Origin of the sequence: Bacillus sp. 105MF (genome assembly GCF_000374885.1) — a bacterium.
GTDB classification, from domain to species: Bacteria; Bacillota; Bacilli; order Bacillales; family Bacillaceae_G; genus Bacillus_A; species Bacillus_A pseudomycoides.
In genome coordinates this window covers 39,050-61,144 of the sequence record NZ_KB895590.1, presented here as the reverse complement: position 1 = coordinate 61,144, position 22,095 = coordinate 39,050, and the positions used below count along the sequence as shown (strand labels likewise).

18 protein-coding genes, 1 pseudogene and 1 other annotated feature are annotated in these 22,095 nt (G+C 36.9%); of the genes and pseudogenes, 2 read left to right on the top strand and 17 right to left on the bottom strand.

Translation table 11 applies throughout. The annotated features are described in order from the left end of the window. Positions 1-201: 201 nt before the first annotated feature. The 8 genes from C564_RS0125345 to C564_RS0125305 all read right to left on the bottom strand — a co-directional run bounded on the left by C564_RS0125345 (position 202) and on the right by C564_RS0125305 (position 9,300). Positions 202-1,680, bottom strand: coding sequence for an Lsa family ABC-F type ribosomal protection protein (locus tag C564_RS0125345; protein ID WP_018767312.1), 1,479 nt, complete (start codon positions 1,678-1,680; stop codon positions 202-204). A 1,049-nt stretch (positions 1,681-2,729) separates the two neighbouring features. After that, positions 2,730-3,914, bottom strand: coding sequence for an inositol-3-phosphate synthase (locus C564_RS0125335; RefSeq protein WP_018767310.1), 1,185 nt, complete (start codon positions 3,912-3,914; stop codon positions 2,730-2,732). 4 nt (positions 3,915-3,918) lie between these two features. After that, the gene (locus C564_RS0125330; RefSeq protein WP_018767309.1) at positions 3,919-5,241 is read right to left on the bottom strand and encodes an alkaline phosphatase family protein; all 1,323 of its coding nucleotides are present in this window, start codon (positions 5,239-5,241) and stop codon (positions 3,919-3,921) included. Positions 5,242-5,273: 32 nt separating this feature from the next. Beyond that, complete coding sequence (eboC, locus tag C564_RS0125325) at positions 5,274-6,152, bottom strand: UbiA-like protein EboC (protein WP_026008710.1); 879 nt, start codon at positions 6,150-6,152, stop codon at positions 5,274-5,276. Then, positions 6,149-6,979 (bottom strand): sugar phosphate isomerase/epimerase family protein, encoded by an 831-nt coding sequence (locus C564_RS0125320; protein ID WP_018767307.1) that lies wholly within the window; start codon positions 6,977-6,979, stop codon positions 6,149-6,151. The genes eboC and C564_RS0125320 overlap by 4 nt, the downstream gene beginning before the upstream one ends. Before the next feature lie 13 nt (positions 6,980-6,992). Further along, the gene (locus tag C564_RS0125315; RefSeq protein ID WP_018767306.1) at positions 6,993-7,790 is read right to left on the bottom strand and encodes a TatD family hydrolase; all 798 of its coding nucleotides are present in this window, start codon (positions 7,788-7,790) and stop codon (positions 6,993-6,995) included. 12 nt (positions 7,791-7,802) lie between these two features. Then, a complete protein-coding gene (locus C564_RS0125310) occupies positions 7,803-8,654 on the bottom strand; it encodes a sugar phosphate isomerase/epimerase family protein (RefSeq protein WP_018767305.1) in 852 nt (283 codons plus the stop codon). 73 nt (positions 8,655-8,727) lie between these two features. Then, positions 8,728-9,300 carry a hypothetical protein gene (locus C564_RS0125305; protein ID WP_026008709.1) on the bottom strand — a complete coding sequence of 191 codons (573 nt, stop codon included), beginning with the start codon at positions 9,298-9,300 and terminating at the stop codon, positions 8,728-8,730. Positions 9,301-9,498: 198 nt separating this feature from the next. On the opposite strand from C564_RS0125305, the gene C564_RS38095 reads away from it, so the two are divergent. Beyond that, positions 9,499-9,624: a hypothetical protein gene (locus C564_RS38095; protein WP_018767303.1), complete on the top strand. Its 126-nt coding sequence runs from the start codon at positions 9,499-9,501 to the stop codon at positions 9,622-9,624. 42 nt (positions 9,625-9,666) lie between these two features. Here the strand turns inward: C564_RS38095 and C564_RS0125295 are convergent, their stop codons facing one another. Both C564_RS0125295 and C564_RS0125285 read right to left on the bottom strand, forming a co-directional pair. Beyond that, positions 9,667-11,097: a PQQ-dependent sugar dehydrogenase gene (locus tag C564_RS0125295; protein WP_018767302.1), complete on the bottom strand. Its 1,431-nt coding sequence runs from the start codon at positions 11,095-11,097 to the stop codon at positions 9,667-9,669. Between the two features lie 897 nt (positions 11,098-11,994). Beyond that, on the bottom strand, positions 11,995-13,713 hold the full coding sequence (locus tag C564_RS0125285; protein WP_018767300.1) for an alpha-keto acid decarboxylase family protein: 1,719 nt from the start codon (positions 13,711-13,713) through the stop codon (positions 11,995-11,997). Positions 13,714-13,922: 209 nt separating this feature from the next. On the opposite strand from C564_RS0125285, the pseudogene C564_RS0125280 reads away from it, so the two are divergent. Next, a pseudogene (locus C564_RS0125280) lies at positions 13,923-14,221 on the top strand (transposase); the annotation flags it as partial. Between the two features lie 339 nt (positions 14,222-14,560). Here C564_RS0125280 and argS read toward each other — a convergent pair. The 7 genes from argS to C564_RS0125240 form a co-directional block, all read right to left on the bottom strand. After that, positions 14,561-16,249: an arginine--tRNA ligase gene (argS, locus tag C564_RS0125270; RefSeq protein WP_018767297.1), complete on the bottom strand. Its 1,689-nt coding sequence runs from the start codon at positions 16,247-16,249 to the stop codon at positions 14,561-14,563. 45 nt (positions 16,250-16,294) lie between these two features. Continuing rightward, positions 16,295-16,509, bottom strand: a binding site (T-box leader). 40 nt (positions 16,510-16,549) lie between these two features. Then, entirely contained in the window at positions 16,550-17,326 is a 777-nt protein-coding gene (locus tag C564_RS0125265) for a class I SAM-dependent methyltransferase (RefSeq protein WP_003197286.1), read from the bottom strand. 48 nt (positions 17,327-17,374) lie between these two features. Further along, positions 17,375-17,809, bottom strand: coding sequence for a BrxA/BrxB family bacilliredoxin (locus tag C564_RS0125260; RefSeq protein ID WP_003197283.1), 435 nt, complete (start codon positions 17,807-17,809; stop codon positions 17,375-17,377). An 83-nt stretch (positions 17,810-17,892) separates the two neighbouring features. Then, positions 17,893-18,276: a thiol-disulfide oxidoreductase DCC family protein gene (locus C564_RS0125255; RefSeq protein WP_018767296.1), complete on the bottom strand. Its 384-nt coding sequence runs from the start codon at positions 18,274-18,276 to the stop codon at positions 17,893-17,895. A 4-nt stretch (positions 18,277-18,280) separates the two neighbouring features. Then, a complete protein-coding gene (locus tag C564_RS0125250) occupies positions 18,281-19,408 on the bottom strand; it encodes a conserved virulence factor C family protein (RefSeq protein ID WP_018767295.1) in 1,128 nt (375 codons plus the stop codon). 500 nt (positions 19,409-19,908) lie between these two features. Continuing rightward, positions 19,909-21,051 (bottom strand): alanine racemase, encoded by a 1,143-nt coding sequence (gene alr, locus C564_RS0125245; protein ID WP_018767294.1) that lies wholly within the window; start codon positions 21,049-21,051, stop codon positions 19,909-19,911. Positions 21,052-21,255: 204 nt separating this feature from the next. After that, a complete protein-coding gene (locus C564_RS0125240; RefSeq protein WP_018767293.1) occupies positions 21,256-21,975 on the bottom strand; it encodes a hypothetical protein in 720 nt (239 codons plus the stop codon). Positions 21,976-22,095: the final 120 nt, after the last annotated feature.

Sequence of the window (22,095 nt, the reverse complement as noted above, 5' to 3'; positions counted from 1 at the left end):
AATAGTAGGAAAACCTTATGGTCTTATATCATATTCCCATTTATGAGTGCATTCTGTTAATATGTATCCTACTTTTCCTATTAAAAAGCCTAATTTCTCAATTGATTGTAGAGAAATTAGGCTTTTTTCATCACTCCATTAAAGCGCCCTATAGTTTAATGACTTGATTTACTGATTATATCTTCAATCACTCACTTTGAACTATATAGATATAGTTTTTGTTGCAACTGTTTGTTGAAATGCCTTATCATGCTCAACAATAACCATTGTGGGATTAAATTGTTGAATAAGCTCTTCAATCTGCATACGCGAATAAATATCAATAAAATTTAATGGTTCATCCCATATATATAAATGAGCTTTCTCACATAAACTTTTAGCGATAAGCAGCTTTTTCTTTTGTCCACCAGAATAATGAAATATATCTTTCTCAAATTGAATTCGGTCAAAATCCATCTTACGTAGGATGGATTTAAATAACGTCTCATCAATCTCGTGCTCTTCAATAAAGTCCGATAACAATCCCTTCAAATGAGAAGTATCTTGTTGGACATAGGAAATGATGAGTCCTGAACCTAAATTAACTGAGCCTGTATGCTGTATTGGATGTCCTAGAATTAGTTTTAGGATACTACTTTTCCCGCTTCCATTCTTTCCATCAAGTACAATTCGATCTCCTTGTTCAACTATGAAGCTAATTGGTTCATTTACTATTTGGTCATCATACTTAACAGACACATCAGCCAAAACAACCAATTCATTTGACTGAAATTTCAATTGTTCTAATTTTAACGACTCAGTTTTCTCCACATTTTTTAGTAATTTTGACTTTTCTTCAATAGCTTTTTGTTGCCTTGATTCAAGGTTCTTCGCTCTCTTCATCATCTTGGCCGCTTTATGTCCTACAAAACCCTTATCTAACTTAGATCCTGAATTCCTTGTTCCATTTTTGGAAGCTTCCACTTGATGAGACCAACCTGCTGAACGCTTTGAAGACTGTTTTAATCTCCCTATGTCTTTTTGTAGACGCTCATTTGTAGCCTCTTCGTGTTCCTGCTGTCTATCAAAATTTAACTTCCAAGAAGAATAGTTACCACTTTGAACTTCAATATTTGCTCTATTTATAGATAAGATATGGTCAACGCATCCATCTAAAAAGATTCTGTCATGTGAAATCAAAATAAACCCTTTTTTCTTCCTTATATAATCAGAGACCATCTTTCGTGCATCAGTGTCTAGATGATTTGTTGGCTCATCAATTAATAGAAATTGACCCTCATTCAAAAACAGTGCAGCAAGCAACACCTTTGTTTGTTCTCCATTTGATAATGTTTTAAATGGTCGATACATGGCCTCGGCATCAACATTTAAATAGGATATTTCACGCAGAAATTCCCAATCTTCTGCTTGGGGACAAATTTCTTCAAGGATTTCATGAGTGAACTTGTTCTTATCCGAAACTGGGTAAGGGAAATAATTAAATTCTACCGAAGAAGTGATCTTCCCACTATACTCATAATTACCTAATAATAAATTAAAGAATGTCGTTTTACCTCGTCCGTTTCTACCAATAAACCCTAGTTTCCAATCTGTATCTATTTGAAAGTTTACACCTTCAAAAATATTATCAAAGCTACCTGGGTATGAAAAAGTTAAGTCTTGAACTTTTATCATTGACATAATAATTCCTCCTTTATATATCAACACTTTTCATATAAAGTCGGAATATCCATCAATTTTTTAATTTCTCCATATAAGTTTGATGGATATTAACGACTTATATAGAGCATTACATGTGTAACAATAGTGTCTGAATTCCTCATTTTTCTCTCTCCTTTATTTGTTAGGTTACAGTTACGGATTAATAAATATCAACTTACCTATAAGGGAATAAAAAAATCCTCCCAATTTGTAATCGGAAGGATTAGTATCTCACTTATACTTAATAAGTTCTTATTAATCATTGGAATCATGACAAATAAAGTATGAACTGATTTGTGAAAAATGAATAGACTAACCCTATATTTTGTAGTTTGAAGTTATTAATTTCAAATTAAAATATCGATTAGTTAATCATTATTCATCCATCAGTCCTCTCATAATTCTATTTTTAGAGTAACATTCTTTTTTATGGAATGCAATATCACAATCATCTTTACCTCAAATTACTGCTAACTACTTCTTTAGAATCAACAATGTATATTCCTTCTTTCTTTATACTTCCTCTCCATAAAAATCTTAATCCTAAATTGTGTGGCTTTAAAACAAAGTTTGATCAAAAAGCGAAAACAAAATTTTATTCAAAATCACAATCCATTTAAAGAAAAGATTAAAATTGATTTTGTACACATATCTGTAGAAGAAGTCTTATTTTCTGTAGGGAATGAAAAATTAGCAAAGGCAATTACAATTATCGAACAGTTGGTCGAATTTTATATACTCTGGTTTAAACATACTATTATCCCAGTCCATATACATTTCAGCACCTGAAAGTAATTTATCAGATATTGCAATAATCTTATATGCTCCTTTTAACTCGATTCTTTGTGCTGCAATAGGAAAGTATTTTAATAAATTTAATAATAAAAATAAGGGAACGCTTAACATCCCCTCTCATATCCAACCCGCCCTTTAATTCCCGCTAAATTTACCTTCGCGATTCCTCTTGCCTTCTCCGCACCTCTTTCTAATACTTCATAGTTTTTTCAGCTCCAAGGTCACCAAGAAGATTAAGTGTAATATTCAAAATGTTTCACATACTCCAATAACGTTTGGTATTGCTGATCAAGGGCATATTCATCTGTTCCAATTGGGGATTTAAAGAATAGTGATAGGTGTTCCATTATTCCTGCCTTCCCCTTCTGAAGCGCATGATCCATAAACCGGGAAAGATCAATTATAAGAGGAGCAGCTAAAATAGAATCAATGCCCAGCCAATTGATTTTCATTGTCATCCTCTCTCCTAGCCACCCTTCAAAGTCAACCGTATCCCATGCTTCTTTTCTATCTCCTCGGACAGGAAAATAATCAATTCTAACTTTATGATCAAAATGACTGTACCCTAGTATACGTTCTAATCCAATGGACTTTGAATCAATCTTTGTTGAAGAATGCCTCGGATGATCCAAAATTGCACCATCTTGATTCCCTAGGATATTCGTGCTGTACCATCCGACAATATTCAACCCTCGCTGTTTGAACATTTTCCCTAAAACATGTTTATATAAAGTCTGTCCTGTCCTTCCATCTTTCCCTGCTGTCGGAACACCCTGAGTTTCTGCAAGCTTTTGCAGCGCCGGTATCTCAGCCGTCACACTCGGCGTAAAGTTCACATAAGCACATTTTGACTTCATTGCCGCATAAGCATAAAGCATACCCGATCGAATGTCCGGTGAATTCTCCCTTAACCCGGTCTCAAATGCTTTTAATGATTGATATAATGAATGAGTTTTTGTTTTTTCTTCTGTTGAAGCTGTGTTTATCACAACAATTCTCTCAAGATCATACTTTTTCCTAAATGCCTCGATGTCTTCTTGGATTTTATCCACTGCACTCTCTAAAGTCTCAGGCTCTCCTTTCAGTCTATATACTCCTTTGACAAAATCATTCACATTAGCCAATGGCGCTTGCCAAACAGGAACATCATTGAGATTCATTTCAATCTTCTGCAAAATAGGCTCCTGAATGATACCATGCCTTTTTACTACTTCTATTAATGAATCTTTTTGTATATCCCATCCACCAAAAGCAATCTGATCAAGCGGAGTTAGCTGCAGCGCCTCAAATTCCTTTTCTGAAGAAATAACTCCCCTTAACGGAGCAAGATTTTGATTGACTGCAAAAAGTCCGGAAATCGTTGTTGTTGCCACTGCACCCAGCATCCCCACGAATAACACACCCGTTCGATATGTCACTTTTTCACCTCTTCTTTTTTCTTGAAAGTTGTAACAACAAGTCATGGACTTCGGTCGCTTCTAATGTTTCTGGAAGTTCAAAATCTTTCCCTGTTACTACAAGTGATACATAATCCCCTTCGTCTTTTGGCGGTAAACCGTGAGATCCTTTGATTCGATCCGGTTCTAGTGGGATTTGGAATGTCTTGGGATTTACAAACAGCTCAACTGGATCATAACCGGGCTTCCTATGAATATCCACATTGTATGCGAATTCTGGTGCCTGTTCGCTATTCAGCCACCAGTAGTACACAAACCAGCTGTCGGGTTCTGCAATTACAACTAACTGACCTGAAAGCTCATGATCAATATTATGGGCTCGTTTCTCCTCCTCTCCCCATACCTCGGCTATACCTGGGATATTTTCAAGAATTGCTTTAACTGCCCCTATATCATGTGGGTCTGGAATATACACGTGGGCCAATTGATGGTCTGCCAAGGCAAAGGCCCTCGACATCTCTAAATCGAGAAAATCCATATTTTCAACATGTTTGATAGCCACATATCCCTCTTTGTTCAACGTTTGATTGATAAGGATAGGTCTATTAACTGGCTTAAAATTATATTCTGATAAAATAACAAGACGTGTGTGATCCCTCAATCCGCGCTCTTCTAGTTGCCCGATAAAATTTCCAATCAAATCATCAATTTCCTTAATCGATCTCCTTGCTGCTTCACTTTCAGGTCCGAACCTTTGCGCGTTATAATCTATATTGGGTAAATATACAAGTGATAATCTTGGTTTGTATTCTTCTAAAATATCTATCGCTGCATCTAAGATCCATTCACTGGACTTGACAGAAGAGAGTGGGCCCCAGAAATTTTTTAGATCAAATTCCCCATATTTCTCCCTCAGTTTTCCGTATAAGTCCCTCGGCTTCGAATCACACCACAAAATCATTTTTTTATCGAGATGGATAGGGGCAGGTGTCACTACATAATCCGCTGTGCTCAGCTTGCTGAACTGCCAAAATAGCACTGCTGTTTCAGCTGTCGGGTCTTCTTTCTTCAACTTCTCCCAGATTTTTTCGCCTTGAATTGGAACCATCGTCTGATTCCACATTGTAATTTCTTTAGTATCCAAGTTTGGGAGGCCGTTACAAATAATTCCATGTTCAGCTGGCGGAGTTCCAGTGATATAAGTAGCCTGTATTGATCCAGTTACAGCGGGAAATACTGGCTTAATTCTTGCATGTTGACCACTTTCTAATAATTTTCGAATATTCGGAGTCAATTCATCATCGTTCAGATGTTCTGTTGTCAAACTGATAATATCTAATACAACCACGTTTTTTTTCTCCAAAGATACCATCCTTTCATCTATGTGACCGGAAAGATACGAGACATGATATAACTCAGAATTAGGAAAGAGGATACGGAAAAAAAAGCTGGCCATCCTCCAAATGGAGCGGCAACCGCCCCATCCAATAACGGAAGACCTAGTATACATGTTCCCACAGCCTTCCTAATGTTAGGTGATGTCGGCTTTGCTAGTGCCGGTAAAATTCCTGAAAAAGTCCATAACAAAAAAAAGATTACTGCAATAACTGTTGCTCCCCATGTACCGTCGAATTGCAAGAACAGAATAACAATAGCACACGTTAAAACCGCCCCTGCCATAATTCTTACTCGATTCGGATGAATGCCGTTTCCAACCTCGCCTTTGGACATCACAGTAACAGTGAAAATATATAAAAATCCTAATCCCGCTATCCACCAAAATTGCGCTAATTTATCTGGTGCCACACTCAATCCTAATAACAAATTGACTCCTCTACAAATTCCCATTGTCAACGGTCCAAAAACGTCATGATGCTTTGAATAGCGATTGTAAACGAATACTAAAACAATGAGAATGCACGCAATCAAAAAACTTATTTTGGACACAAAGCATACAGATACAACACTAGCCGTAAGAAGTACAAAACTAAAACGCAGCGCTGAACGAAGTGAGATGCGACCAGATGTCAAGGGCCTCTCAGGCCGCTCTTTCTTGTCTATTTCAAAATCAAAAAAGTCATTTAAAATAATTCCTGCCGCATATATACATGCACTTGCAAATATAAGAAGGATAATCTGAATAAAGTAATTCTGATTCCAAACTAGCCCTGCAATCCAAGTACCTGCCAATATATCCGCCATAGATGTAAAGGTATTCGGAAATCGTATGAGCTCAAAATAGGTGCGAATCTTTCTCATAGGCTGTTAAGGATGCTTTGTACATAGTCATGAGATTCCTTGGCAGCCTGTATCGCCTGGCTTTCATAGGGGTATAATTCAATGGTAACAAAACCATCATAGCCCGTTTTCTTTATAGATTGTAAAACCTCTAGAATAGGAATAGCACCATGCCCTGGAATAAGATGTTCGTGAACACGGTCCTTGGCAATATCCTCTAGATGATAATGCTTTGTATAGGGTAGCAACTTATGAACTAATGTAGCCGGATCCTCTCCGACACAAAAGAAATGTCCTATGTCAAAATTTAATCCAATTGCCTGGGAGGGAACAGCCTTCTTGAATTCAATAAATTGATCAGAAGTTTCAATCAGCAAGTCCGGCTCCGGTTCAACAAGAATTGTTACACCAGATTTTTCGGCATGGTCAGCCAATTCCTCCATTGCCGAAATAAAAACTTTATTTGCCCATTCTCTTCCTACATTGATGAGTGGTCCCCCTGGTTCGGTAGACAATGTCTTTGCACCGAGTTTTCGAGCCAAGTCAATGCAGTTATGCGTATGTTCTATACGCTGTCTTCGTTCTACTTCATCCGCCTCAACAAAAGACGGGTGCCAATTATCTTTTATTCCATACAACATGAACGCATTCAAATTTGATATAGTCATGTTTCGTTGCTTCAACCTGTCTTTAATCATGTCTATCTTCTCATTGGTCACCTCAGGTGGAAAAGCATGCGGGATATCTAGTAAGATTTCTATTCCTTCATATCCGATTTCAGCTAATAAGTCGATTGTTTTTAACAGGTCATATCTTTTAAATCCATTACTGCTATATGCAAGTTTCATGATTTCTCTCCCCTTATGAATCTAGTTTCAATTTTCCGGATTGTTCATAAAAGCGGACCGGATTATTCCAAACTAGCTCTTGAATGATATTTTCCGCATGCCCTTTCTTTCTCATCTCAAGCGCAGTTTTTACTACATTAAGAGGATTAGATGGGCCCCAGTCTGCTGCCGTATTGATCATGATCTTATTTGTGCTGTAATGTTCGATGATTTCAATTGCCTCGCCAGTTGAAACTTTTGTCGGATAAATTGTCATTCCGCTCCAGCCGCCATATTCAACGGAAAGATCAATAGTATCTGAATTATTATGATCTATTAATACCCTGTCAGGTTCAAGCCCTTCTTCCTTTAGGATTTCTATCGTTCTTCTTGTTCCCTCCCGCTTATTTTGGTGAGGAGTATGTACCATAACCAACATATGGAGATTCTTAGCCAATTTCAGTTGTCTGCGCATCACGCCTTCTTCCTCAACAGTGATTCTATCAAAACCAATCTCCCCAATCGCAAGACACCGCTCATGTTGCAAGTACTCGGACAGTCCATCGATTACTTGATAGGCAATATCAAGGTTATTTGCTTCTTTTGGATTCATAGCTAAACAACAATAGTGATCGATTCCATGTTGCTTAGCACGCTGCGGTTCAAAGGTAAGCAAATGTTGGAAGTAATCAAAGTATGTCTCAGGATATCGGCGTTCGCTTCCAAGCCAAAATGCGGGTTCCACAACGGCGCGTACGCCAGCCAGACTCATATTCTCATAATCATCTGTTGTGCGGGAGTAACAATGGATATGCGGATCAAAATATTTCATAGGTTTTCCCCCTCATAAATGGCTATTCTTAAAGTATGGTGTAAGGAATTCGATAGATTCCTTTGCTGCCATAAACGGATTGTCACTGTAGGTATATAATTCTACTGTAATGAATCCTGTATATTCGATTTGCTTTACATGATTGAACAATTGATTAAAGTCAATGTTTCCCTTACCAGGTATAAGATGATAGTGCTTGTGATTTGCGATATCTTCTAAATGGATATTCCATATTCGTGACTTTAAACTTGATAAAAGAGCAGGAATATCTTCTCCTATTACGTCTGCATGCCCGAGATCGAGATTTGCTCCTAGCCTATTTGACCCTACTATTTGAATCAGGTCACTCAATTCTTTGCCGTTTTCTATTAGAAGACCGGGTTCGTATTCAATCCCCACGTTGATTTCACGCCGTTCGGCATAGTCCATAATTTCCATTAATGAGTTTATCAGATGATAAATTGCCTGATCTGGTGGGTTTTCAGAAAGACACCTACCACTTGTAATACTGATATTTTTTGCATTTAGCATTGCGGCTAAATCTATTAACTGCTTCGTATATCCAATTCTCTGATTTCTCACCTCTCCTCTCGCATTACATAGGGACGGCTCAAATGTAGGTTCTCCAGTAGAATGCAAAAAAAATCCAGATGCCGTATTACCGTTTATGTTTGATACCTCGAGATCATATTGTTCTATTTTTTTTTGCACATCACTTACCCAAGGGGCAGTATGCAAAGGTGGAAAAGCATGAGGAACGTCCGCTAGAATTTCCACGCCCTTATATCCCAAACGTCCAATCTCTGAAATAGATTCGGGCAATGTGTATCTTGTAAATGCATTTGTACTAAACGCCAGCTTCATCTTGTCTCCTCCTTCTTTTGAAATATATGTGGCATTACAACGCTTATTCGTTCAAAAAGATTTTACTCAACTGTTAAGGCAATGCCCGACAAAATCTATTCATGAGTACTCTACAAAGTTCCGCGAAAATCCAGCAGTAAAGAAAACTCAATATACATATTATTGCAATAACCTTTGGATCCATAGTTGTATCAACAGTAGGGCCTAGCACTGGAAAACGAAATACATACAGAATCACCATAATACCCGTAAGTAGACATATTGATGAAAAGGAAACAATCATAATTCTCCTTTGCAATTGTAAAAAGGCCACACCCATCGCTATACCTAATAAACCTGTTGTAAAGGGAAAGATAATTAGTTCACTCGGCTGAATAATAAATAATAGGAAAATCGTGAGGGTATAAGAGAGGATTCCCTGGCGGATAGAAAAACAAGTAGCTAAAAAAATTGGTAATGTTGCTAGAAAACTAATCAGAAAGCCTATACCAGGCATAAAGCCCCCCGCTGATTGAAACATAGTGGCAAATGTACTCAATAAGGCTGTAATAACTAACTTGGTTGCAATGTTCATTTTTCTTATATGAACATAGTTTGTATCTGTCTCTATCATCGATTGATACCAATAACGAATAAACCGATTGATGAAAACACCCCCTGAAAATATCCAATTCGTCACTTTCTATACTATTCATTCCCTTGCGCTTTATGCGGTATTGCCTGTTAGTAATCAATTGGAATGAGAACTGCCCCTCCATGAATATTTAAAAATATAAGCTTTTTCTAAGGGGGGTACGATGTATCATACAGATACAATAAAAGAATTTTAAAGCCAGAAGGTATCTTGGTTCCATTAGGATATAGAATTGAAGTATTTGCTGAAAAGTTTACAACTCCCATTAACTTAACGTTTACAGATCGATGGGAAATGCTAATTGCAGATGCTGGAATTGCTTCAGAAAATGGTTAGGTGTTAATGCTTACTCCAACCGTCGAATTTTATAGTTATAAATCATGGAACAATTTCAAAAATAGTACCTTGATTAAAATCAGTCACTTTCATAGAGCCATAAACCCCTAAATATAATCTGGTTTGATCCAGATTCGTTCCCAAATTAACATAATAAGCTGATTGAGATCCAAAATTATAATCGGTTTCAATAACACTAAAATCATTTAGTTTACAATCCGTACTTGCCTTGGTATAAGCTAAAACCCCTCTAACCGGAGGCCGAGATTCTTCATTCTGGGCAAGATCGGTAAACACAACGCTTCCCGTTAAATTTGGGATTCCATTCCCCCTATATGGCTGGACTCCTGTAAGTGCAGTTCCTCCAAACTTATCGGGTCGGGGATCTTTATGAAAATAACTAGTTAAAGGCTGAAGACGCCTCACTGAAGTTTTTACTGTTTCATTGTAATAAGCAATTGTTTTCTCATCCAAAGTCGGATTTGCAAAACAGCCCCTTATAAACGAAGTAGGAAAAGCACCTTCCCACCCTCGCCAACCAAAGTTAATAAATCCTTCTTGGTCAGGTTTAGATCTCATTAAAGAAGCTTGAATAAGCTGAGTAACCGGTATTGGTTTATAATGAACGAATGAAAAAATCGACTCTACCAAATCCTGTCCGACATTCCCCACATATTTGATATACTGATTATTAAACCTTTGAAATGAGATGCCTGTTATATTGCGAACCCCTTTGGCAATTACCGTAAGCGTTTCCTGAATAGGTAAGGGAAGTTCATTAAAACGTGTGACTACGGGGGGATTATTGATAAATGTATTCTTAACTACATCAATTTCAATTATTTTACCAGCTATCTCCATATCATCCTGACTTAAATTAAATGGATCATAGCCTGATCCACCATCTCCAGTTGTTAAAACAAGTTTTCCGGTTTCAGGCGAAAAGTTTAAGCTATTGACACCATTATGATTAAAAAATGGTCTTCTTATGTTAAGTAATGTCCGTCGTTTTTGAGGTTGACCATTCGATTGTAAAATCCATTCTTCAACTGTATCAATATGATCATATTGAGTTTCTCTATTTATCCATCTTAGGTTTAAAGTTCTGAGATCACACGGGTTAGGCTTAAAAAATTCAGGAAGAGCCCCTGGACCTTGTGTTCCAGCTACTGAATAATAAAGATAAAACAAACCGTTATAATAAAATTCTGGATGAAACGCTAGCCCTAGCAATCCCCGTTCATCATATCCACTACCAGAAACCCCTTGTTCAGAATTACCTAATTTTATGATTCGCGGGCGAATATCTAAAAAAGTCCTTATAACTCCGTTTCCTATGTAAAAGATTTCTCCTACCTGGGTTGCAATAAATAATCTTTCAATTGAGTCACCCGGAAGTATAGTTGTTTTCAAAACAGTGGGTAAATTTATCTTACTTACAATGGGTCGTAAACTAACCTTTACTTTTATCAACTAACTTTCCACCCCTTTTTATTGTTTTCTATTATAAGAATATGATTAGAACGGTTCTATTAGTATCAAATTAGGGCCAGGGAATTGGGTGAATTTCCTTTTAATATTAGTCCGTTTTGGTAGGTTCTATGTGGATATTAAAAAGGTAAAACTATTTACATTAGTTCGATTAAAAAAGCTTCTATTTTCTGTTTGTTTCTTTTGTAAGGAGTTTTTACTGCATGGATTTTAGTACATTACTGAAAGTAAAAGGGAATTTACTTAATAATATTGTGAATGAATCATTTAAAGTAACGGGGTTTATTTTCAATAAGTTCTTCCATAATCGGGGGCTTTAATTGAGCAAGGATCACAAAAATCATCAAAATTTTTTATAAAAGAATGACTCAATTGAATATAAAAAAAGCGTGTTTTGATCAATTTTTTTCAAAACACGCTTTTTCTATGTGCTCTTTTATCAAGGTTTATTAAGTTAATTTAATCAAACTTTATTCCAAGGCTACAGTTGTTAAAAGCGGGGGAATCGCCTTGAAAATAAGCTTACCGTTGTAAATCCGCATTTTCCTGACGGCCCCCACATCCATCAACTTAAGATTTTAAAATGCACTAAAACGAAATTTTTTCTACATTTATTTATAAAAATTAAGTTCACTTTTTTCGCTTTAGGTTAAAACCAATTTTTTAACTTGATGGAGATGCTTAGTGACCCTTAAGTTAAAAAACATCATTTTGATGTTTTTTTGTCTATCTGAGAGTACAAGAACGGATTGCTTAGCAAATTTTAGGAAGCTAATAGAAGGAGGTGACTTAAAAATGCTAAGTTTCTACATGACTATTTTTTAAGGGTCCCCATTAAAGATTAGATTCATCTTTTAGGAACATTCTTGTTATTCGGGACTATTTCTGGCTGCGCTGCATTTCCTGCTTCTCCATATAACTACGCTGCCGTCGCATATATTTAGGTGCGTCCATCGGATTCCCTGCGATCATTTCAATAATACAGAGTCTTTCGGTACTTTCCGTTTCAGCTTGGATTATAGCCTGATCAAGCTCTCCATAGGTCCGGACCGTAACGGTAAACGCGTTACCTCCAAAAGCTTCAGGCAGCCTGGTGTAAGACCATTGAGGGATTTGGTTGTACTTTTGACCCTCTGTTTTGACATTCAAATATTTCTCAATTGTATAGCCATCGTTGTTCAAGACGAAGATTATAGGCTTGCAGCCGTAATAGAGCATGGAACTGATTTCCTGGGCTGTTAGCTGCAGGGCGCCGTCACCTGTAAATAGCAACACTCGGCGTTCCGGCGCGGCCATAATAGCACCGAACGCCGAGGGGGTTGCGTAACCGATGGACTGCCATCCGCCTTGCCCAATATATGTTACATTGCCCGGCAGTCTAACCTCCGCCATTCCATTATAGAACGTCCCAGTCTCGGCGATTACAATATCGCCCTCTTTCAGCATGCGCTGAAAACGGGGATAATAGCCGGCCGCCATTAGAGGGCCGGCGGCATTAGTTGTGAATTGATCGTAAGGGAATGACAATTTTTCTGCCAAACCTTGGCCCATATGCCCCACCTTCTGCACGGCAAGTAGCATGTCGGCTGCAAGAACATTCGAATATTCCGCCTCAGCGATCTTAACCATGTCTGGTTGAATATTGACAGTCACCAGCGGGTTCAGCTTTGCGGTAAAATTCGCGGTGTTGGTGTCCGCCCATACCATGCCGATTGCAATGATACAATCTGCATTTTCCACCGTACTTTGGACTTCAGAACCTCCGAAAGAGCCTAGGTACATTCCGATATAATTTGGATGGGTTTCGTCGAATGCCCCCTTCCCGAACATCATCGTTACAACAGGCACGTTCATGGCGTCGGCCAGCTGCCGAGCTGCTGTCTGAAGGCCGAAACGCATGGTTTTCACATCCACAAGGATAACCGGTCGGTGGGCACGCTCCAGCAGTCGATAGACATGATTCACCGCAGCCTGAAGGGTTTTTAGGTTGGACGTTGGACGTGGCGGTACCGGCTCTTCCCGGATCTTAATCGGCTTGGTCACTAAATCATCGGCCACAACCAGGTATACCGGCTTTTTCTTTTCCTTAGCAATGCGAATCGCAGCCTGAATTTCAATCTTAGCGTTTTCCGGCGTAAGCACCGCGCTATAAGCCGTAATCTGCTCATACACCTTGCGAAAGACATCAAAATTCCCATCCATTAGGGTGTGGTGCATCAGCTTGTGCTCTTTTTGATCCTTCTCAGGAGGCGCACCCACAATGTGAATTATTGGCACATGCTCGCTGTTGGCTCCCGCTATCGCATTACAGGCGCTGAGCTCCCCGACCCCGAAGGTCGTAATAAGAGCGGAAATTCCTTTGATTCTTGCATAGCCATCTGCGGCATAGCCCGAGTTTAGTTCGTTCCGCCCTTCTATAAAACGGATGCCGTTATAACACTCCAAAGTATCAAGAAGTGTAAAATTATAGTCCCCTGCGACGCCGAAAATTTCGGTAATGCCCTCCAGTTTCAGGCAATCGAACAAATACTGGCCAACCGTTTTTTGAGCAGTTCCGCTTTGCATACCAAAGCTGCCCGCATTTATCATGTTGTCCATCGCATGCTCACTCCTTATCCATTTCTTGGGCTTGTTCTGTTTAATAGTACCCTTTTTGATAATTCCCTGTAATTAAAGCGGTTATCCGTTGTGCTGAGCTAAAGTAAGATGTTCAAAAAATGATACTATAGTAAGGCTGGAGTTAGTATAGTCATATGAACACAACTTAGTTAAGTCCTTACAATGGATTTCAAGGAGGAAGTGTCCGTATGGCAAACAAGAAATTTAATGAAGAATTTAAAAAGATGGTTGTTGAACTATATCATTCAGGCCGATCTGTGAAAGAACTAAGCAGCGAATATGGTGTATCAGAAGTACCGATTTATAAATGGATAAAAAAGTATTCTCCTATCACAACGATTGATGAGGAAGAAATGACGCTAGAAGACCTGAAGCGAATGCAAAAAGAAATGCTTCGTCTGAAGGAGGAAAATGAGATTTTAAAAAAGGCTATGGCCATATTCGAGAAAAAATAAAAGATACAGACTTACATCAATTTATCGATTGTCTGTTTAGGGATAGCATTACCACTTCTAACATGATATCTTGCAATAGCACTATATATAAGTTCATCTTCATACATTGTAGGAAAAAAAGATACCATCTCCATCTCCTTCTTTCAAAGAATAATTTTAGTAAAGAAAAAACAAAATGAATAATTATTAAAAATAGTAAGAAAAATAAAAAAATAACAAATTAGGTCAATGGTACGCCCGATTTGTCATTCTGTCAATATAGTAAGCTTTATTTTGTATTTATCATCTTCAGTAACACATTATTTGTAATTTACTACTACAGTAACGTTAATAATTGTCACTGCACAATAGCACGATAAAATTGTACTCATTTACATCTCTTCCGGAACACCCATTCCAAGTAAACGCAATCCTTCTTTTAACACAATCGTTACTGCATAAACAAGTGCAAGTCTACTTTCCTTTTCTTTATCCTCTTCTAAAATACGAACATTTCCATAATATTTATTAAATGCTTGTGCTACATCTAACAAATACTTCGCAATATGTGACGGTTCATTTTTGAAGAAGGCTGTTTCAACGACTTGTGGAAATCTATTTAATAATTTTATCGTACTCCAACTATGATCATCGTTTAATTGAAACGCTTCTGTTTCAAATTCAGCATTTTCTTTTCGTAAAATGGAGCAAGCACGCGCATGTGTATATTGAACATATGGTCCTGTTTCCCCTTCGAACTTCAGCATTTTTTCTAAAGAGAATTCAATATTATGCATACGTTCATTTTTCAAATCATGGAAAATGACTGCCCCGACACCAACTTGCTTAGCAACTTCCTCTTTTTGCTTTAAGTCCGGATTTTTCTCTTCAATATTTTGCTCTGCAAGCGTAATCGCTTCTTCTAATACTTCCTCAAGTAATACGACTTTCCCCTTACGTGTGGACATTTTTTTACCATCTTTTAAAATGAGTCCAAATGGTACATGAGCCATACCATCTACCCAGTTATAACCAAGTTTCTTTAATACAGTGAAAAATTGTGTGAAGTGTAAGCTTTGTTCTGCGCCTACTACATACAACGCTTTATCAAATTCATATGTGTTTTGACGGTATAGTGCCGCTGTTAAATCGCGCGTTGCATAAAGTGTAGCTCCATCTGATTTTTTAATTAAACATGGCTGCATATCTTCTTTTTCTAAATTAACAACTTGTGCTCCATCCGATTCTTCTAATAACCCTTTTTCTTCTAAAATATCAACAAAATCGCCCATTTTATCATTATAGAAAGCCTCTCCTTGGAAGTTTGTAAATTCAACACCAAGAAGTTCATAAATACGAGAGAATTCTTTTAAAGATTCATGACGGAACCAATTCCATAAAAAAACTGCTTCTTCATCACCGTCTTCTAATTTCTTAAACCATGCACGACCTTCTTCTTCTAGCTCTGGATGCTCTTTCACTTCTTCGTGGAAATGAACATATAATTTGAATAATTCGCGAATCGGATCTTCTTTTACAAGCTCTTCATTTCCCCATTTTTTATATGCGGTAATTAATTTCCCAAACTGCGTTCCCCAATCACCAATATAATTGATTCCTACAACCTCATATCCACACTTTTCAGCGATATGTTTTAAAGAATTCCCGATCATCGTTGAACGTAAATGTCCCATGGAGAACGGTTTCGCGATATTTGGTGAAGAGTAATCGATTACTACTGTTTTTTCTCGCCCAAAGTACCCCTGTCCATATTCTTCTTTTTCAACTAAAATCGTTTTTAATACATCATCACTTACTATGTGACGATTGAAAAATACGTTCACATATGGTCCAACTGCCTCCACTTTTGTAAAAAATGAATTGTTTAACTTCTCAGCAATTTCTTTCGCGATAATTGCGGGTGCTTTTTTATATTGCTTTGCAAGCATAAAACAAGGGAATGCCGCGTCTCCAAATTCATCTTGCTTCGGAGTTTCAATTAAACCTGTAATTTGTTCCAATGATAATTCTGATTTTAATATTTCAAATAAACTTTTTGCTAATTGAATTTTATATTCCATGTTACTTCCTCCTTATTTTTTTAAACACAAAAAACCCGTCTCTAAAAAAGAGACGAGTTATCACCCGTGGTACCACCCTTGTTGTTCCGAAGAACCACTTTCCCGTTTATAACGAGGACAGGGGGCCCCGGCTTACTCTACTATTCATTTCAAGCAGCGTCTCTGAAGTGCGCTTCATCCTCTTCTCCGTACTAGGCTCTCACCATCCCTAGCTCGCTTTCCTTCTGAAGAAGGACTACTCTCTTCATCTACGACATCATATATAATTGATTATTGCTTATTATACATCTTTTCAAATAATTAGCAAGGTTCAATTACACCAAAATGAAATTTCGCACTTTTTCGCTTATATACTAAGAAGTTATGTCGCTCAAATCGTGTACTACGGAAATGATCTTTTAAGACAACACGTTTTCTAGCAACACGCTTTGCTTCTGCAATTGTTTCATCTGTGACATCATTATACAAAGCAAAGTGTTTTAAGCCACGAATCCCATCTGATTCAATTACCGTTTCTTCAAACATTGGATCCAGATAAACAACATCATAACAGTTGTCTTCGCAGCGCTTTAAGAAATCAAAATGCTCAGTTTTCTTCACTCTAATTCTACGCATCGCTTCATCGATTTCTGAAATACCCGCACACCACTGCTTTAAACCTTTATTCATTATATAAGCCATGTAACGATTCCCCTCAAGCCCCGTTATAGCGCCTTCTTCTCCAACAACATAGCTTGCAACAATACTATCTGATGCCATACCGAGCGTACAATCTAACACCGTCATTCCTTTTTCTAATTTTGCAGCTTGTACAAATGGATCATGTTCTCCCCTCATTAATCTTTTCACACGAAACATTGCAGAATTAGGATGGAAAAAGAACGATTCTTCTGTACCTTTTGGATAAATTGCTAATCGATTCTTTCCTACAACGAGTACATCTTGTTCAAACTGCTCATGTAGCTTGTATACCGATATATCATTCCGTACTACAAAAGAGCATTGTAATTCTTCCGCTACCTCTTTTGCATATGTTATCATTTCCTTATTCGTTCGTCCTGCTGTTGTTACAATCATCTTTTCACCTCAATATATAAAGAAAAAAGGGAGAATCACTCCCCCTTTTTAGCAATGCTTTTCAAAAGCTTGTTCTAAGTTATTAATAATCTCTTCCATTGTTGCTCCTTCAATTTCATGACGATGAATGAAGTGAACAACTTCGTTTCCTTTTAGTAACGCCATAGATGGTGAAGATGGAGGAATATCTCCGAAGTACTCACGCATTGTAGCTGTTGCGTCTTTATCTTGTCCTGCAAATACAGTTACAAGATGGTCTGGTTGTTTTTCGGAACGTACAACCGCTTGACCAGCTGATGGACGCGCTAAACCAGCTGCACATCCGCAAACAGAGTTTACGACAACTAATGTTGTACCTGTCGCATTTTCCATATATTCTTTTACAGTTTCTTCTGTAGTTAATTCTTCAAATCCAGCACGCACTAACTCTTGACGCATTGGAATTACCATTTGACGCATATATTCTTCGTATGCATTTGACATCTTGTAATCTCTCCTTCAACTTTCATTCCAAATTCATCATATCACGCTCTTATAATAGGTGCAAAAGAAAGATAGCGTTACCATCATTTTTTTGATGGAATTTCACAAACTCCTTCACGACAGTGACCAACTGGTACAAGTTTTCTTCTATTTGCAATATAATCATACACTTTATTTCCAAATCCAAGTAAAATAGATAACTTGATAAAAGGAACCACAAACCAGTATGACGGCACAGCTTTTGCTAAAACATATACGCTACCAATCCCGTCATACCATTTGTTATTTTTTAAAATGTAAAGTCTTTGCTCCATCTTCTCTTGTAACTCTGTAGAAAGTTGATACTCCTCTACAACATCTTTATCACGAAAAGAGGTAAACTTCATCGTATCTTTTTTATCAAGCTTCTTTGTACGCTCTGCGACTGCCGTGCACATCGGACACCTACTATCATAGAAAACGATCATATGATTATTCTCCTTTGCGAGACTCCGTCATTTGTTTCCAAACAGATCCTTTCGCTTCTTCTCCGCCTTCAATACGTTCTAATGCTAGACGAGCTTGCATTGCTACTTCGAACTCCGGATCATCTTGCGCTACGCGTAGTGCTGGAATTGCACTTTCATCACCAAGTTCAAATAAGAACATCGCCGCACGCCAACGCACCAATTTACTTGGATCTTTAAGTGCTTTAATCATAACAAACATCGCTGCTGGATCTCCTACATCTGATAAGCAATCACCCGCAGTGCGGCGTACACTTACAGAACGATCTAGTAAAGCTTTATACAGTAACGGTAATACTTCATCACCTTTTACCATACCTAAGTACGCTGTTGCTAAACGACGGATAGATACTTTCTCATCTTCTAGCGCTTTCTTCAATACAGGAATATCTTCTTCTGTTGGATCCATTTGCTCAAGCGCTGCATAACGGTTTTTCCAATCAGGATCCCCCATCATTTCTTCTGTTACTTTATATGGTTCACGCTTTGTAATCGTTACTTCTTTAGCACCCGCTTGATCTAATAATTCTTTTACAGTTTTTTCAACACGGTCTTCTGGATAAGCAGCGACAATTTCTTCCACAACTTCTTTTCCGATTTCTTCAAAATTCCCATAACGTGTACTTTGTTCTACCCATTTACGCTCTTTCACAACGTTAGGTGCAGACATTTGCACTTTCATAATTGCTTCTTTAAAACGGTCTGGTAAGCCCACTCGTTCTTCCGTTGTTCCATCTGTTAATTTCACCTGCATCGGAATCGTAAAGAACATTTGAATGAATACTTTCACTTCACCAAAATGTGAAAGTTGCTCTCTCTCATCTTCTTCAGTGACTTCTTCTCCAAACACAGCACGAACTTGTTGCAAAAGTACTTTCCAATCATACTTCGCATTTCTCTCTACTGCTAGAAAGTCCGCAACATGATATACACCTTTAATACCTTCAATTTTTAAAATGTGTTGCACTTGCTCTGGTGCTTGTTCTGCATTTTCGTTTGTATAATTATTACGTGCTCCTGATGGTAACACTTCATTTAAGATAACTTTCATCGTATTTGGACTTGGCGTCGGTTCAATTGCTTTAATCTTCACGTAAATAAACTCTCCTTTATTGCTTGTTCTTAGCTGTATTGTAACATGTTCTATCGCTATACTCCTACTGAGACGCTTGCTTTTATAAATCTCAATTGTATTCTATGTCCCCCTTAAAAGATGTAAATTACTATTCATTGTTGATATGCTTAATATAGAATTTACTTAAATTATATTCTTTAACTTCTCAATCTTTTTTCTGCTTTTCAAAAACTCCTTTTTAAACCTTACACTATTATGTTTTTTATCCAGCTATTCGCATGCAGTAAAAACCTGGTTGGTGAGGGCTTTCCATCAGTGGGGATGAAGACTCATTGATGGAATTTTCACTTTATTATTTCTCCAATATTTCAAATTCATCTCACCATATTAACTCTATTAAAACACTTTCCTTTTACAGTTCCTATTCTCTCACTATCACATAAGAAACCTTATTTATTTTACTCTTTCAAAATGACATCTTAAAATTAGACAAGCATAAAAACGACGTTTTTCCTTTTTTATAGTGTTAATAAGAATTCCTCTTGTTTTAGGTATAAACGAGGAACTCTTGTAGATATTGAACATAAAACCTCATCAATTGCTGTACCTAAACATTCTGCCAATGATCTAGCTGTAAGTTGATCCCTTCCCATAACGGTAACTTTTTGTCCTATACCAACATTTTCGACTTTGGTAACATCAATCATAATTTGATCCATACATAAATTCCCACGTATTTTACAACACTGGTCATCTACATGAAAAGAATAACGATTAGCTATTCTTCGATTCATTCCATCTGCATATCCAATTGGAACAGTTGCAATATGCATAGGTTTATCTGCTGTATATTGCCGATTGTATCCAATACTTTCACCCTCCTCAATCCATTTTAGATATGCAATCCTGGTATTCAGGGTCATTACTGGCCTAAGGGGGCAATTTCGTTCTAAATAATCCGGCAATGGGTCATATCCATACAACCCTAGTCCTATCCTAACCATATCAAAATGCGTATCTATAGATCTGATTGTCGCTGCTGTAGCTGCAGCATGAACTAATGGGATATCGTAATGATCTGTAATATTGTGTATCATTTTTAGAAACCGCTCATTTTCTTCTTTTAAATATAAAGCATTGGGATGATCTGCTGATGCAAAATGAGTGAATACTCCCTCTATCTCTATACCCGGTAATTCATTCGCCATTTTTAACAATTCTAAAAGTTCATTTCGATTACGAGATCCACTACGTGCAAGACCTGTATCTACTTTTATATGGACTTTAATATTTACGTTAAATAGTTTTGTCCACTTAGCTAAATCAAGCAATTGTTTTTTATGTGTTATACTAGGTGTTAAATTCCACCTTACAATTTCTTTAGCTTGCTCCGAAAAAAAAGGTGACAAAATAATAATAGGTAAATCAATTCCCTTTCTTCTTAATTCAATTCCTTCATATGGGAAAACAACAGTAAAACCATCAACTCCCTCTTTCATTAAGCAATTTGCAATAGGAACTAGACCATGTCCATATGCATTTGCTTTTACCACCGCAAAAATTTTTGTGTTAGGCGAAATATTTTTACGAAACCATTGATAATTATGCGCCAGTGAATCTAAATGTATTTCTGCCCATGTTGCATATGTAGTATCACTCAATTTAGCTCCTCCTTAAATAAATCAAGTTATTACCGAGATATAATCCTCGCATACCATAAAAAACTAGCTTTTTTAACAGAATAAGCTGTCTTAACTTAAGTGAATTTTAACCATTAATCATTTGAAATGATCACATATACGTTAGATTACTTTAAAAATCCGTATCCCCCAATCTTATCCTATACTCTTGCTAGAATAAGATTTTTAGTTTATTTTTAGAAGCTCTGTCCAATCAAATTCAAATACTTCAGGGCTTCGTATAATATTGATTGGAATCTTCAAATCCCTTAACTTTCCACATGCAATAACAAATCTTACTACATTTTGTGGAAATAAATCTTTATTACTAATAATCTTTAATATTTCTTGTATTGAAAATATCGGAAACTCAAATGTAATACCAGAAAAAGTTGGGTTATATTCTTCTTTTTTTAACCTTTTAAAGCTAGAATTATTTGTATACATTGTTATGACCGAATTTAACATATTAGTAACATATTCTATTGGGTTATTACACGTATTACTGCTATATAAATAATACATTTTATCATCCATACACATCTTAGTTACATACCTGTTTCCGTCTAAGATTTTTTCTGAACAGTAAATATGAGAATTATCGAAAATTCTCTTTAGTAAATCCTCACTTTTAGAAATTTGATGGATCCAAGAACTAACCTGCAGGCTATTTTCATCCACTATTTGAGCTGGAATATTCATACATTGCAAATTCCTTAAAGCTAAAGTACGATGTGTACCATCCAATATAAGATATTGATTTGAACTGGTTTTCAGTGCAGTTGGTAAATCTATAAGAATTTTCTCATCTGCAATACTATTTTCAATCATAGTTACTCTTTCTTTATCATATTGTTCATAAAAAATCACTTGATTAAAGGGAATCAATTGGACATTCTCTATCATATCTGTATTCCTCCTCTTTTAACTTCACAAATAACTTTTTATAATTTATCCATTTTCCTTCAAGAAGTATAGTTAATGATAAGTGTAAATACCAGTCAAATACATTACAGTATGCAAATC

Excerpts from the sequence above, each read along its gene's own strand:
- C564_RS0125345 (WP_018767312.1), bottom strand. The coding sequence starts at position 1,680 with ATGTCAATGATAAAAGTTCAAGACTTAACTTTTTCATACCCAGGTAGC.
- eboC (WP_026008710.1), bottom strand. The coding sequence starts at position 6,152 with ATGAGAAAGATTCGCACCTATTTTGAGCTCATACGATTTCCGAATACC.
- C564_RS0125320 (WP_018767307.1), bottom strand. The coding sequence starts at position 6,979 with ATGAAACTTGCATATAGCAGTAATGGATTTAAAAGATATGACCTGTTA.
- C564_RS0125315 (WP_018767306.1), bottom strand. The coding sequence starts at position 7,790 with ATGAAATATTTTGATCCGCATATCCATTGTTACTCCCGCACAACAGAT.
- C564_RS0125310 (WP_018767305.1), bottom strand. The coding sequence starts at position 8,654 with ATGAAGCTGGCGTTTAGTACAAATGCATTTACAAGATACACATTGCCC.
- C564_RS0125285 (WP_018767300.1), bottom strand. The coding sequence starts at position 13,713 with ATGGACAACATGATAAATGCGGGCAGCTTTGGTATGCAAAGCGGAACT.
- argS (WP_018767297.1), bottom strand. The coding sequence starts at position 16,249 with ATGGAATATAAAATTCAATTAGCAAAAAGTTTATTTGAAATATTAAAA.
- C564_RS0125265 (WP_003197286.1), bottom strand. The coding sequence starts at position 17,326 with ATGATTGTAACAACAGCAGGACGAACGAATAAGGAAATGATAACATAT.
- C564_RS0125260 (WP_003197283.1), bottom strand. The coding sequence starts at position 17,809 with ATGTCAAATGCATACGAAGAATATATGCGTCAAATGGTAATTCCAATG.
- C564_RS0125255 (WP_018767296.1), bottom strand. The coding sequence starts at position 18,276 with ATGATCGTTTTCTATGATAGTAGGTGTCCGATGTGCACGGCAGTCGCA.
- C564_RS0125240 (WP_018767293.1), bottom strand. The coding sequence starts at position 21,975 with ATGATAGAGAATGTCCAATTGATTCCCTTTAATCAAGTGATTTTTTAT.